The organism is Bacillus sp. HMF5848 (assembly GCF_003944835.1).
GTDB lineage: Bacteria > Bacillota > Bacilli > Bacillales > HMF5848 > HMF5848.
Map to the genome: position 1 here is coordinate 3,788,145 of NZ_RWIV01000001.1, position 15,109 is coordinate 3,803,253.

Genomic DNA, 15,109 nt, shown 5'->3' on the forward strand with positions numbered 1-15,109 from the left:
AAGGAGTGAGTCCTGTGCGACTCACTCCTTTTGTTATGGTTGCTGATTAAAACCCGCCACCGCCGGCACCAGGCATATATCCTTGTTTGAATAACTCAAACTCTTTTGTAAGTAGGAAGTAATCTTTTTTAGCCATGTTAAGCTGTAAGCGAACACCTACTAAGTTTAAGCGGAAGCTTTCTAGTTCAGATTGTGTAATCATGCCTAGCTCATACATCTTTTGATTATTTGTATATAGCTGCTTCATACGGGCAAGGTTATCATATTGCAAGCCAATTTTCTTCTTCATCGCCTCAAAGCGATCTTCATAATTGTATGCTAAAAATTGTAAGCCTTGTTGCGCTTGCTGAAGTTGAATGTTCGCCTCAGCTAGCTCTTCCTCATAATACTTCTTCCAATCGCGCTCTGCACGATCGCGATCGTCTTCAGCATCATCAAGTGCTTCTAAAATACCTTTTAATTGGGCATCTTTCATTCTTACGTCAAGGTATAGTTCATCTAAGACCGACTGTTCATAAGGGCTTAAGCCAACCGTATTTTTAAGCTGTTCAAGACCAGCTATTTTAGCAAGTGTCATATTTATTTGTGCCTCAGTGCCTTCAATCTGACTTTCAAAGTTATCCTCACCAAGCACTGACAATGATTGTGAATCCTTAACAATCTCTTCATACTGCTTGATCGACGTTTGGATAATTCCTAATGATGCATGATTTTCAAGTAAGTTTGGTAAGTAATTTTCCACCTTATACTCTTTTTCAGGTACATAAGTGAACGTGCTGTCATCAATCTTAGTATCTAGTAAAATGTTTTCTGTTAGTTCATTACCTAAATCTTGGTTTAACATATATTTAGCCGCGTTTGCCTGCTGCTCAGCATCCGCGAGACGAACAAGCGCATTATTTAAGCTTGTTTCCACACTCATAAGCTGCATTTTAGATTCTACACCTTGCGCGACCTTCTTCTTCATAATCTCTAACTCTTTTTCGGCTTGTGCAACATTTTCCTTTTCAATTTTAAAAGCTGCATCAGCTAACCAATAGTTATATAACGTTTGATATGCGGATAGCTCGACTTGGAGCTTTTTCGAGAAATCACTATATTCATTGCTTTTATCACCAATTACCTCAAGTTCGTCTGAGAACTCACCTTGATATGGCGCAGAATCATCATGAATTTCCGGCTTCGATGCTGTTATTTGTAGGGAAAGGTCTTTTGCCACAATTTCTTCGGCTGCTTTTGGAACTGTGTACTGCTTGATTGAATCGGCAATAATCGCTCCTGTTGGAACAAGTAAAATCGCTCCCGCTAACACTAGTGCTGTTCTTTTCAAAATCGTCACCTCTTTCATAGTATGTAGACTAGTGGGACTTGACGAGCGCCCCACTAGCCGAATGTTTTTTTATCAAAATCATGGTTGGTAGTCTTGCGTGTAAATTTTTACGAAAATTGCAGTGTACGTGTAGTGTTGATTTTTGGTGCACACTTCCGCTGTTTGCGTGTCACTTTTTTCTGAATTAGGATGCAAAGAGTGGTGTATACGCACGAACTGCATTAGTCGTGCATACCCCTCTAAGATTTATGCGTTAATTTTCATGGTTTAAGCGCCAGTTTTCGAGGTTTATGCGCCAGCTTTCGTGGTTTATGCGCTAAATCTAGCTGTTTATGCGTCAATTTTAACCGTTTATGCGCCAAATCCACGAGTTTATGCGTATTTTCGGCAACTACGCCCTACTAAACATCGACTAAAACTACTTACTCACTATATTAAGCTGAAACCTCTTCTTCTTTTACCTTGCCACCACGCTTAAAAAGTTTGCCGCTGAACAAGCGTCCGAACCAGTTCGATAAATCATCTAAATACGTGTACATAACTGGTACTAGTAACAACGTAAACATAGTTGAAATGCTCAGTCCAAAGATGATTACGACTGCAAGTGGTGCTTGTGCTTCAGCACCTTCCCCTAATCCAAGTGCTAATGGCACCATACCAAGTACCGTTGTTAATGTCGTCATGAAGATTGGTCTCATACGAGTTGGACCCGCTTCGAGAATCGCTTCTGCTCGATCCATTCCGCGTCTTCGTAAAATATTAATATAGTCAACTAGCACGATCGCATTGTTAACAACGATACCGGATAGCATGATAACCCCAATAACAGCTGGGATACTTAATGGATGACCTGTGATAAATAACCCACCGATAATCCCTACAAGAGTCATTGGCATCGAGAACATTATAACAAATGGGTATAGCAGTGATTCGAACTGAACTGCCATTACAACATACACAAGGAAGATAGAGAATATTAACGCAAGACCTAAATCTGCGAAGGATTCCATCATATCTTCACTTTGCCCACCCATGCTATATGAGTATCCATCTGGTAAGTTAATTTTTGCAAGCTCAGCTTGAATGTCACGTGTCACACTACCTAAGTCGCGGTCCACGATGTCACTTGTTACGTTAATTTGACGCTGTTGATTTTGTCGTTGAATAACAACAGGTCCTTGAATTTGTTTTAATTCAGCGACTGCTGATAACGGAATAACTTGCCCCGTCGGCGTTTGAATCTTTAACGTTTGTAAGCTATTAATATCGTTTCTTTCATCCTCTGGTAAAATAACGCGCACATCGTATTCATTTCCGTCTTCACGATAGCGTGTAGCTGTTTGACCATTGAACGAAAGAGATACTTCATTCATCACAGCTTGGTACGTTAAACCGTACTGCGCTGCCACATCACGCTTCACTTCAATTTGAATTTCCGGTAGCCCTTCAGCAGCAGACGTCTCTGGGTTTAACACTCCAGGTACATCTTCCATGACCCAGACAATTTGCTGAGCAATTTCTTCTAATACTTCTTGATCAGAGCCATTTACTGCAATTTGTATTGGCGCTCCTGTCCCTAAACCCGCTCCAAGCTCTGACACTTTGATTTCGGCACCTGCGATATCTTTTACCGCTTCACCGAGCTCTTGCACGACGTCGATTGTTTTAATCTCACGTTCGCCTGGCTTCACAAGCTGAATCGTATACGTCGCTAAGTTCACGCCTGATGCGGTTGGATCAAAGTCATTTCCACCAAACGATAAATAGCTAGTTGCAACCACATCGTTGTAAGGATCTAACAATTTCGTTACTTGATCCGTGACTTTTTCTGTTTCCTCTAAGCGCGTGCCGCTTGGCGCTTTTACAGAAATCTCAATTTGACCTTGGTCTGACGCTGGAATGAAAGTTGCTCCTAGCATTGGTGCTAGTGCAAACGATCCTATTAGTGTCCCAAGTGATACAGCAATCGTTGTTTTACGATGGTTTAATACCCAACGTAAAACCCCTTTGTAGAACGCCACAAACTTTCCGAAAGCACGTTCAAATGGGCTTGGTTTTTCCTTATGAAAATCTTTTTCTCGTGTTAAAAGCTTTGAAGATAGCATCGGAATTAATGTTAATGATACAACTAACGATGCTAATAGCGAGAATGATACTGTTAAGGCTAACGCTGTAAATAAATCTGACGCTAAACCTTGCACAAACACGATTGGTAAAAATACAACTAAGCTCGTCGTAGTAGATGCAATAACGGCTGATGCAAGCTCAGACCCACCTTTTACCGCAGCTTCTTTAATCGAGTAGCCTTGCTGGCGATAACTAAATATATTTTCTAAAATAACGATCGAGCTATCAACCATCATCCCGATTCCAAGCGCTAATCCACCCATAGAAAGAATGTTTAACGTTTGGCCTGTAAAATACATAAGCGAGAACGTGGAGATAATTGCAATTGGAATCGACAACCCAATAACAATCGTTGCACGGATGCTTCGTAAAAACAGTAACAGGATAAAACCAGCTAGTAAGCCCCCAACAATCATGTTGTTGACAACAGAGGTGATTGACTGACGGATGAATGTTGATGTATCAATTACAATCGAAAGCTCCACACCTTCAGGTAAATCTTCATTCAACCTATCAATCGCCTTATACATTTCATCGGCAACTTTTACAGTATTTCCATCAGATTGTTTTAAAACAGATAAAACTAAAGCTTCCTCATAGTTAACTTCTGCTTTCGATTGAACTTTTTTAAATGTATCCTTTACATCTGCGATATCACTTATACGAATTTGCTGCCCTGTTGGCAAGCTAATTAGTGTATTTTTTATATCATCGACCGTTTGGAATTCTCCTTCAATACGAATTTGAAGGCTTTGATCTCCTTTCGGAACAGACCCGGCGGACGCTGAGGAGTTTGCACTAAACAACGCTTGCGTCACTTGACCAGGTACAACGCCATATTGACGTAGCTTGGCACGATCCAATTCCACTAAAATTTCACGTGTTTTTCCTCCACTAATTGAAACAGACCCGACTCCTTCTTGGCGCTCCATAAAAGGAATGATCTGGTTCTCAGCTATGTTTTGCAAGTTTTCAGGCTTATCACCCGATAACCCAATCCACATAACAGGAATTTGCTGTGGATCAAAGCGAAGGACAGATGGTTCATTTGCGTCTTCTGGTAAGAACCCCTTCACTTGATCCACTTTTTCCCGGACCTCTAGCAAGGCTGAATCTAAATCGACACCACTTTGAAACTGTAAAATGACTAATGATGAATTTGCTTGTGATTGCGATTGAATCGTATCAATCCCTTGCACAGAGCTCATCGAATCCTCTAGCGGTTTACTAATTAATTTTTCAATCTCTTGCGGGGCTGCTCCTTGGTAGTTAGTTGCAACAACCGCAATAGGTATATCTATTTTCGGATATAAATCAATTGCTAAATTGCGTAAGCTGATCCAGCCGAGCGCAAGAATAGCAAGAACAATCATGAATACGCCAACAGGGCGTTTAACGGAAACGTCTACGAGTTTCAATTTATTCCTCCTCCATAATTCTCACCTTGTTGCCATCTACAAGTGTGTTTTGTCCTTTCACAACAACCTGTGTTCCTGCTGCAAGATCAACTCGAACAGCTGTTGTTTCGGTTTGTGACTGAATGACTTCAACAGGTGTTTGCACTGCCGTCTCACCATCAACAACAAATACGTATGACTGGCCACCTTTTACGATGATCGCTCCTGTTGGTACAAGCACAGCATCGTTTACTAAGCTTTCCTCAATGACAAAATTAACTGGCATGCCTGGCTTTAACTCTGTTGGTGGATTTGTAATAGTTGCTTCTACTGTATATAATCCAGCTTGGTCTGCTGCTGGCGATACAAACGAAATTGTCGCTTTTGCTTCTGATCCTGTCAGTGGAACAGCAACTGTTACTGTCTCATCCACATTGAACATCGCAAGCTGATTCGCACTAATATTAGCTGAAACCTTCATCGGATCTACATTCACGATTGTAAATAGTGGCTGTGCTGATGACACAATTTCTCCTGGTTCAGATGTTATCGACATAATATAGCCTGCCTCTGGTGCTACTAAAGTCGCGTCATCTAAACGCGCCTGAGCTTGCGTTGAGCGTAATTGAGCTTGTTTTAATGAAACTTGTGCTTGTTGCACACCTACATTTGCTAACTCCACTTGACGCTTTGCATTAGCTAATGCCATCTTTGCTTGCTCAACCTGTTGTGCCGCTAACTCTAAGTTTGTTGGAGATTGAGCATTTGTTGACTGAAGCTTTGCTTGCTCTAATCCTAACTCAGCCTGCTTAAGCGCTGACTCAGCTTGCTCAAACTGTTGCTTAGATACAATGCCATCTTCAAATAAGGCTTTTGTACGGTCATAATTTGTTTTCGCATTATTGTAATTTTGCTCTGCCTGCTGCACAGCAATATCAGAATTAGCTACACCCGTTGAACTTCCTTCCGTCGCTTGCTTATAGCTTAATTCTGCTGTTTGCAGTTGGATTTCTGCATTTTTTATAGCATCTTCTGCTTGATTCTTTTGAATTTGCGCCTGCTTTACTTGGCCTTGCGCTTGTGAAACAACCGTTTGCTCCGAATTAAGTCCTATCTCAAGGTCACGCGTATTCACTTTTGCAAGAACGGCACCTTTTTCTACAAAATCACCTTTACTCACATTTAATTCAACAAGTTCGCCTGCAATCTTCGGAAAGACTGATAGAGTCATATTCGCTTGGGCTTGCCCTACAATCTCGTTATCTACTGTAAGAGAACCTTTCGTTACTTGCTCTACTTTTACTGGCGTTACTTTTTCTTCAACATCAGATGATGTAGTAGCTGCTTGCCCGCAGCCTGCTAATGCTAATAAAATTGCAAGACTTAACCCTGCCAATTGTTTTTGCTTCATGTTCAAGTGTCTCCCCTTTAATTAATATATAATTGTATTTTTTTTACGTATGGACGAAGCTCATGAATTCGTTCGAGGTTCGCAAGCATGCCATTTATAATCACTCGCTTCGGCTCTTGCTTGTATGCTTCTTCTTTTAAAATTTGAACCGTGTCACAAAGATCATCTCGGTCTTGCTGACTGACCGGTAAGTCATCGATTAATTGTTGTAACTCCTGTAACGCTGCTTGAAGCCTATCTAATGACGTTTGTGACGAACATAAAGATGGAAGCATAATCGGTATACCTTTTAACACAGGTTCTTCCTCTCTTTTTAGTAAGCCCTCAACGATATCATCCAGACGATTTACTAAAAAACGTGCCGTTATCGGATAATCAAGCGACATCTGACCAAACATTAATACCTTTAAGTAACTCTCTAGCATCCCATCAAATAGAACAGCTATATCAATCACGTATGGATGAATGCGATCACCATAAATGGCTGTTAACGATTCAGCATACCATTGCTGTGTCTCACGTTTAATATTCATAATAAACTCTTCAATAGCTTCATAGATTGGTACACCTTCACGTATGTGTACTAAAATGAATTCCTTATTTCGCTCAAACATGGTGAAAAACACTGTAATTTGTTGAATAAATCTCTCTTTAGGTAGTAGCTGTTTCTCAACATCAACGGTTTCCACTTTTTGTTTTATCGTATCGTAGTAATAGCGAAACACTTCAAGAAGCAGCTCATCCTTTGATGTAAAATACGTGTATACAGTTCCCTTTGAAACATTACTGTTAGTAGCAACCTCTTGAATAGAGGTGGCATGAAAGCCTTTTGTTGCAAACAGCTTCATCGCTTCTTCTATAATTAACTTCTTTCGATCATTCAAGCTACTCTGACCCTCCTTTTTATACGATTGAAAATGGTATTTGGTTTGTTAAGAATTTGTAAATACTGATTGAGAGTCAATGACTAACCCCAAAAAATAAAACTGAATTAATAACTGATCACAAATATTGATCGCCGATCACTGACCACGGACTACAGTAAGCTTCAGACTGGTTGATTTATTCACAGTCAATGACTGACCGGTCAGTCGGACGTGTTTGTAATATTATGACCATCCGGTCAACACATAGCCTATTGTAAGGGAAAAAGGAGGATGTGGCAACAAAAAAGTATGTGTGGCAGAGAGTTTGGTTTTGTCTATGATGGTCTAGGTATACGCTCGTTTCCTTGATAAATCAACGGAATTTTTGATAATTCCACTGCTTCTTGGTGAATACTGGAATATTCTTGGATAATCTGCTGTTTCTTTATAAACAACCAGAGATTCTTGAATAACCCACTTTTTCTTGATTTCCCACTAGAAATTCTTGAATAACCTTCTAAATTTCTTGATAAACGCACCGGAATTCTTGATTAATCCAGAGTTTCTTGATTTACCACTAGAAATTCTTGAATAACCTTCTAAATTTCTTGATAAACACACCAGAATTCTTGATTAATCCAGAGTTTCTTGATTTACCACTAGAAATTCTTGAATAACCTTCTAAATTTCTTGATAAACACACCAGAATTCTTGATTAATCCAGAGTTTCTTGATTTACCACTAGAAATTCTTGAATAACCTTCTAAATTTCTTGATAAACGCACCGGAATTCTTGATTAATCCAGAGTTTCTTGATTTACCACTAGAAACTCTTGAATAACCTTCTATTTTTATTGATATACGCACCAAATTTCTTGATAACCCCACTATTTTCCTGAACGGAGCTACAAAAAATCAAATAACCTGAAATAATTCATGGTAAACAGAAAGACTGCGCAGATAGCTAGTTTGCAAGCTAGCTATCTGGCACAGCCTCAAACCATGCGACACAGTATTAGCGCTTCTTTTTCTTTTTAAACCACATAATCACGTCTGTGTCGTTCTCGAACTCTTTTTCTTTTTCTAGCGTATATTCCTCTTTGTCTAGTAAGACCCAAATGGTTGCAAAGAACACGACAAGTAGGATGATCGCTCCGATTTCAATTCCCATAGGGTCCTCTCCCTTCTTACTTTAATAGTTTAGCCAAAGTAAGAGGAACCTATACTTATTGTATTGCAATTTTATATAAACGAGTTTCGACTAGCTTGCCAGATTCTACTTCTGCAACTGCGTAGACGAATCCATCGCGAAATACTAAGTCCGTTACAAGCATACCCTTTTCCATTTCAAAGCTATCTAAAATCGTAAACGTTTCGTAATCATACACATCCACATAAAATCCGTCGGAGGTATAAAACAATTTATTTTCCATGTCAAACGCAATGGACGTGAATCCTGTTTCCATCGATGCCGCAAGTGTTAAGTTCGTATCTTTATAATTTGTTGTATATAAAATGTCACCTGAGCCGTTAAACAAGTAACGTCCATCAGGAGAAAAGACAGACTTGTCCGTAAGCTCGTACTTGTGATACATGTGGTGTAAGTTCATACTGCCAGCAAATTGCCCATCATGTAAGAAGACAACATCAATGCTGTTGTTATAATCATCAATGCTATACATCTTATTTTGAAACGGATGCATCGCTATTTGATCCACGCTATTATAGTAGCCTGCTTTAAATGCTAGTACCCCTGTTGTTTTTGAAAAAGCATGAAGTTCAATGTGCTGCCCTGAGCCTGGTGATATATAAACGTTATGCGAATCTACCACTATAGAGCCAGGGTCTAGGATAATATCAAACTGCTTTTCTTTTACAAATGTGTTCGTGTTAATAACAGCGATTGCACCTTTTTGATCCTCAAGGTCACGATAATTATTAAGTGGTTGCTTTAATAACGCGACGTACAAGTTACCACCCTCAAAGAACATATCTTGAGGCTGATACGACAACGTGATGCTACGCGTATCACCCGTTTGATAATTTACTTCTGTCACCTTGTAATCTACATCATTAATCATATACATAACGGGTTTAGTAGGATGCTGTACCACTTTTCGCACTTGATCAGGCAACGCAATATTTAAATCTAATGCTACACCTGGCGCAAGCTGTTGCACTGGTGTTCCGCGGAATGAGATAACAGGCACCGCCGCGTGAGATTTCGCTTTAAGGTCTGTAATCCATGTTTTTGCTTCGTCTAACGAAATCGCAAAATTCAAGTTCCCTGTATCGTAGCCAAAAGTCGTAATGCCTATTGCGTAGCCATTCGTGTCAAATACAGGTCCACCTGAGTTCCCGTGTGTGATTGGCGCTGAAATTTGCAGTACCTCCACACCGTCCTCCATCGTGTGCAGCCCACTTACTAAGCCATCTGACACGGTGTTAAGTAAGCCTTGCGGGCTTCCCACCGTCACGATACGCTCGCCTTTTTCAACTGAGCTTAGCGGTCCAACCGCTAACGCTGGAAACAGCCCTGTTTCTTTTAATTTTAAAATAGCAAGGTCGGCTTGCTTATCTGTCTTTACTACACCGTCAATTTCGTGTTCATTCCAGTTTGCATCGACAAATGAGAACGTCGTGCCACCTTCGATAACATGGTAATTCGTTAAAAGAAACCCATCTACTACGACAAAGCCGCTACCTTGGGACACAACGTCTCCATCTTGATCGTACGCCATCACCATACCGACGCTATTTTCAAAGGCTGCTACTTTTTTCACAAGTGTCGCTTTTGAAGTGGCTGGCACGAATTCGTTGTTCAATTTGCGCGCTAAAAACACAGAAAAGTGTTGACGTGATAACGTTTCATTCGGTTTGTAACGTCCGTCATCGTACCCTGTTGTAACTCCACTTCCTGCTAAAACACTGACAAAATCATGCGCCCAGTGGTTGTTCGTCACATCGGAAAAAGAAAATTGTGACGCTGTATCTAAACTATAAGCATTTACTATAATTTTAGCCATTTGCGCACGAGTCAACGTGTCATACGGTGCAAACGAGCCGTCATCACGCCCAGAGACAATGCCTAACTCCACCGCTTTTGCAACTTCTGCGTAGCCATAGTCTCCTTCACGCATGTCTTTTAATTGGGGATCCACCGTTGCGTTGTTCAACTTCACCTGTTTCGCACGCAAAATCATTTGCACTGCTTGAAGACGCGTAACTGGTTTCGCAGGTTGAAATGATCCATCTTCATAGCCTGTCACAATTTTTTGATCCGCTAAAAATTGAATTTCATTTTTGTATTGTTGTACGTCTGTAAAAGTAGTCGGTTGCACGGCAGCGCCCGTTAGATTAGGGGCCACTAGCAATAAGAGCACGCCGATTACTGTCCATCTTAATTTTTTCATCAGTTCGACTCCTCTCCGTTAATTTTATAAATAGCATGCTTTGGACGATTTGAGCCGTTTTCAAGCACTTCACTTATAACAACAGCCGTACCATTGCTAGAGAAAACCCGCTTCAATTGGCCTGGCACATTAACTCTGTTTAAAAGCTTGTGCGTTGAGGCGTCAAACGTTTCCAGTATTCCATATGTCCCTACATAAATCCGGTCCATCCCAAATGCGATATCATCATAGTATGGAATATGGAATTGCGTTTGCTTCGTACGAGTTGCCGCATCAAAGACCACACCGTTTGTACCATACACATACTTGCCATGTAACGAAGCTTTTTTTCCAAACTCACCGCGATAAAAATTAGATAGGCCTTTAATTTGTCCTTTGTCGACTTCATACACTTCAACTGCGTCGTCATAATGCTTACTATAGTCGGTCGCGAATACTTTCGTACCATCTTCCGAGATTGCTAGAGTGCTATATTCCTCAGCAAGAAAGTGCTGTGAAACGCGAGTCTCTAATTGATGGTTGTAAGCAAATAAATACTCCATTCGTTCCCCTGTGCTTACATACACGTAATCATCGTGAACCACGAGGTCAAACGGATTTTCGATAGCCTCATCGTTTAAATCCAGTAACGGAAATTGTCTTGTTTGCTCCAGTGTGTTCGCATTTAAAACTACAATCTCCGCTGCAGCGTTATTTGTTATTTTTTTATATAAAATAAAGACTTCCCCGTTGTGGACTTCAAGCGCAACTGGAATAACGTCACCTGCTAAGTTGTGCGTTTCAATCGTCTGTTTATCATAATCAATTTTGTAGACTATATCGCTGTGCTCACTTAATGCATATAAAATCGAACTGTTTGGCTGCTGAACAACGTCTTTTACCATAAACGGCAAGTTCATATCCGGAGCCACAGTTGTATATTTGACATTTGTATCACGTGAAAAATAACTAAAGCCTGTGTTTTCATACGGCATGTTAGTGGTGTTCGCTATCATATCGTGTACATAGTCTGTTGGTAGTGCAAAGTGTAAGCTACCGTCATCTTCACCGTACAATGCGATTCCTACGAGCTGGCCGGCCTCATTTAAGATAGGAGCACCTGCATGCTCCGCCGATAAAGGAATCGATATTTGAATAATATCCACATAGTCCTCATCGTTATCGTGTAAACCACTAATAATTCCGTCGGAGACAGTATTCATTATGCCTTGTGGACTACCAATCGCAATGACACGGTCGCCTTTTTCAAGATTCGAAAAAGCAACGAGTGGGAAACCTGGTCTTGGGATTGGCTTGGCCGTCTTCACAACGGCCACATCCAGGTTCGTGTCCTTGTCAACATAACCTAGTAGTTCATGCTGCACGCCGTCAGAGTCTGTAATTACAAAGGTATTACCTGTTTCAAACACAGACGCTGTTGTCATTACGATTCCGTTTCCGATAAAAAAGCCACTTGCCTGCGCGATAGGCTGTCCCGCATAATTAAGCGCATGCACCATCACGACGTTTTTTTCTAAAGTTGTGATGTTTGTGAGGTCAGCCGGTGTTGACGCGTCTTGCTTAAAACGGTCATCCAGCATACGCGCCATAAACACAGCGAAATGCTGACGCGACATGTTCGTGCGCGGACGGAACGTGTTGTCATCATAACCGGTTGTAATGTTGTTCCCTGCTAACGTCGCGATATATGGTTGCGCCCAATGACTTGTTGAAACATCGTTGAAAAGTAACTGTGACTCACCCGTTAAATCGTACGCTTCCACAAGAATCTTCGCCATCTGATCACGGGTTAGTGGCTGCCACGCGTTAAACTTAGAGCGCGTGCCATCAATGATCCCTAGTTGCACCGCGAGCTTCACCTCATCATAGCCGTAATCACCTGGCTTAAGGTCAGAGAATTGCGGAGTCGGCGCATTAGTTGACGGCGTAATCCCCTCTTGTGTTAAATGACGAATAATCACCTGCACTGCCTGCATCCGTTTAATGTTCTGCGTCGGCCTGAAGGTACGGTCATCATACCCTGTAATAATGCCTCGCTCAGTTAAGAATGTTATTTCATCGTTATATAAGTTCACATCTGTGAATGATGTACTTGCTAATGTCGTGTGCGGTGCAAGTGCAACGAGCACAGCCAACACAACGCTTATCAACTGAAATTGGAAATTCCTCACGGGTCGTATCCCCCTATTAAAATAGTCATCTTACCCATTGTAACTGTAAGCGAACTGGAATTTTAGCTGTAAAATTTGTAAGTTTTCAGTTTGAAGTAGTGGAGGACCAAGTGGGGCTATAGAAAAAGGTTGTACAAGTATGCCTTCTAATCTCGGAACTACGAAAAAGACTGTCCCAGAAGCATGCACCAGAACAGTCTATGAATTGAAGATAAGGTTATACGCTATTCATTTATCTACTTGCCACACCAATTTGAGTGCTTCTTAATCTGTGTACTTTTCGTTCGACACTTAAAGGCGTGCGACCTAATTCATGCGCAATCGTATGATAACTATAGTTTTTATCTAGAAGAAGTGCTAATTTTTTATGTTCTTGCATTGTCCACGGCTGATAGTTTTTCTCGACCTTCTCGCTACTGATTCGCAACTCTTCAAACCAAGCTGGTTGAGGTAAGAGAGCATACGGTTCAATTATACTAAAGTCAATCTTGTCTTTATTTTTTTCTGCCCACTGCCAAAATTCGGATACACTCACGTAATGATATTTTCTTTTCAGACGTACCACTCGCGCTGTTGTTGGGAGTCCGTGACGCTGTTGCCAATTCACAACTGTATTCCGATCCACCTTTAGAATACGTGCCAATTCACCAAGTGTAATATCCCCTGACTGTTCGCGCATATTTCCAAGCCCGAGTCGTTTTAACTTCAGTATAACGGCATCTTCACTACGATTAAGGTTTTTGGCCATCGTACTAATTTTAATTTTTCCTACATGTTCTTTTATGTAATCAATTTCTTTTTCGGTCCACTTGCTATGCTGTTTTTTAATTTGAACTGTCATTAAAAAATCTCTCCTTACAATGTAAAACTAAAAAGGCTATCCATCTTAAATGGATAACCAAATAAATTTAAACATGCTAAATAAGCTTAAATGTTACTTGGCAACCCGACTATCATGGCCTGTGTGGCTTTAGATTCGTGGCTTTGCGTCCCTATCTTTCAACAGGTTTGCCTTTTTCAATTATCATTTTTATGAAAAACAACAGTCTTTTTTAGCTATTTGTACGAAGAGTATTTACTATAAAAGTTCTTGGTTGTCTTCTCAAATCTATGTAAGTTCCATCTTCAAACCGAAGTAACGGTTGATGCGGTTCATTATCATGAATAAAAATGATTTCTCCCTTTCTTCCATCCGATAGCTTCACATTCTCTCTTACATGCTGCCTCATAATATAGCGAACAAGTGGTACCACAATCGCAGGATTCAAATGACCTTTTAACATGTCATTCATAATTTCCTGACAAGCTTGCAGTTGAGAAAATGCTTGCTTATAAGGTCTTGGGGATGTCATAGCCGTAAAAATATCAGCCACCGTCACAATTTGAATAGCATACGGTATTTGTGGTCCTGTTATTTTTTTAGGGTACCCACTCCCATCTATCCGCTCGTGATGAAACATTGATGCCATAATAATAGATTGCCGTTTTTCACCCATCTTCTGAAGAATGCGTGCCCCCTTACTTGGGTGCTCACGAATTAAATGCATCTCTTGCGCATCAAGTTTAGATGATTTTGCTAAAATCTCTTCAGGTACAGTGAGCATACCGATATCATGGAAAAAGCCCATCTCTGCAATTTCAAAAAGCTCTTGCCCCTTTTTCCCGAGAATTCTACCAATCAACGCTGACATAATTGACACATTAAGAGAATGAGCATATATATATGTTTTCGATGATTGATGCATGATTTTAAGTAAGCTTGATAAATTGTCATTACTTAAGATTTCTTTCAGCAAAGGACTGTATATTTCCTTTACTTCATCAACATGTGGCACTTGCTCTTTTTTAATAAGAGATAATTTCTCTTCTATTTTCGATAAGCTTTCTTCGTAAAGTGTTTCTAATTCTATTTCTTTCTGTGCTATCATCGTGAAGGAGGTTCGATTCGTTGTTACAGCTTGCTTAATCTTTACTTTTGTTCCTACTATTTGGTTTTGTAAAATTACTATGTGACGATGAGTAAGAACCGTTCCCGCTTTTAGCAAAAGCATACCCGATTCAGAAAAAATATCCTCAGCTAACACTTCACCAACAATTTCAGGTGAAATTTCTATCACCTTAAACATATTTACACTCCTTAAGTATGACAAATGTATTCTCGATATGTGGTAATTTTACTATATTTTACATACAATTCCCATGTGCTTTTGACCTATTTTGTGTGTTTATGTCGTTTTTTGTCCGGGGCATATTTACTATTTTAGGAGGGTTGGGTGACGTGGCCATGTTCTTTTCATTTTCGCATTATGCGAACTTACATTTCCCCTCTGCTCCCGTTCCTTTTTTGCTGAACGTGCATTCTCGACATCGGAACATGCATTTTCGACATCCCAG

At 40.4% G+C, this 15,109-nt stretch carries 9 protein-coding genes and 1 riboswitch; all 9 genes read right to left on the reverse strand.

Features of this window, described 5'->3' with window-relative positions; all coding sequences use genetic code 11:
* Positions 1–46 precede the first annotated feature (46 nt).
* On the reverse strand, positions 47–1,330 hold the full coding sequence (locus tag EJF36_RS18220; RefSeq protein WP_185806958.1) for a TolC family protein: 1,284 nt from the start codon (positions 1,328–1,330) through the stop codon (positions 47–49).
* Positions 1,331–1,764: 434 nt separating this feature from the next.
* Positions 1,765–4,875 (reverse strand): efflux RND transporter permease subunit, encoded by a 3,111-nt coding sequence (locus EJF36_RS18225; protein ID WP_125907657.1) that lies wholly within the window; start codon positions 4,873–4,875, stop codon positions 1,765–1,767.
* 1 nt (position 4,876) lies between these two features.
* Positions 4,877–6,265 (reverse strand): efflux RND transporter periplasmic adaptor subunit, encoded by a 1,389-nt coding sequence (locus EJF36_RS18230; protein ID WP_125907658.1) that lies wholly within the window; start codon positions 6,263–6,265, stop codon positions 4,877–4,879.
* A gap of 17 nt (positions 6,266–6,282) precedes the next feature.
* Positions 6,283–7,149: a TetR/AcrR family transcriptional regulator gene (locus EJF36_RS18235; protein WP_125907659.1), complete on the reverse strand. Its 867-nt coding sequence runs from the start codon at positions 7,147–7,149 to the stop codon at positions 6,283–6,285.
* 997 nt (positions 7,150–8,146) lie between these two features.
* Positions 8,147–8,302 carry a hypothetical protein gene (locus EJF36_RS21640; protein WP_185806959.1) on the reverse strand — a complete coding sequence of 52 codons (156 nt, stop codon included), beginning with the start codon at positions 8,300–8,302 and terminating at the stop codon, positions 8,147–8,149.
* Between the two features lie 55 nt (positions 8,303–8,357).
* The gene (locus EJF36_RS18240) at positions 8,358–10,544 is read right to left on the reverse strand and encodes an S-layer homology domain-containing protein (protein ID WP_125907660.1); all 2,187 of its coding nucleotides are present in this window, start codon (positions 10,542–10,544) and stop codon (positions 8,358–8,360) included.
* Positions 10,544–12,715 (reverse strand): S-layer homology domain-containing protein, encoded by a 2,172-nt coding sequence (locus EJF36_RS18245; protein WP_125907661.1) that lies wholly within the window; start codon positions 12,713–12,715, stop codon positions 10,544–10,546. The genes EJF36_RS18240 and EJF36_RS18245 overlap by 1 nt, the downstream gene beginning before the upstream one ends.
* Before the next feature lie 232 nt (positions 12,716–12,947).
* Positions 12,948–13,556, reverse strand: coding sequence for a MerR family transcriptional regulator (locus EJF36_RS18250; RefSeq protein WP_125907662.1), 609 nt, complete (start codon positions 13,554–13,556; stop codon positions 12,948–12,950).
* Positions 13,557–13,652: 96 nt separating this feature from the next.
* Positions 13,653–13,738, reverse strand: a riboswitch (cyclic di-GMP riboswitch).
* A gap of 29 nt (positions 13,739–13,767) precedes the next feature.
* Positions 13,768–14,841, reverse strand: coding sequence for an HD-GYP domain-containing protein (locus EJF36_RS18255; RefSeq protein WP_125907663.1), 1,074 nt, complete (start codon positions 14,839–14,841; stop codon positions 13,768–13,770).
* Positions 14,842–15,109 lie beyond the last annotated feature (268 nt).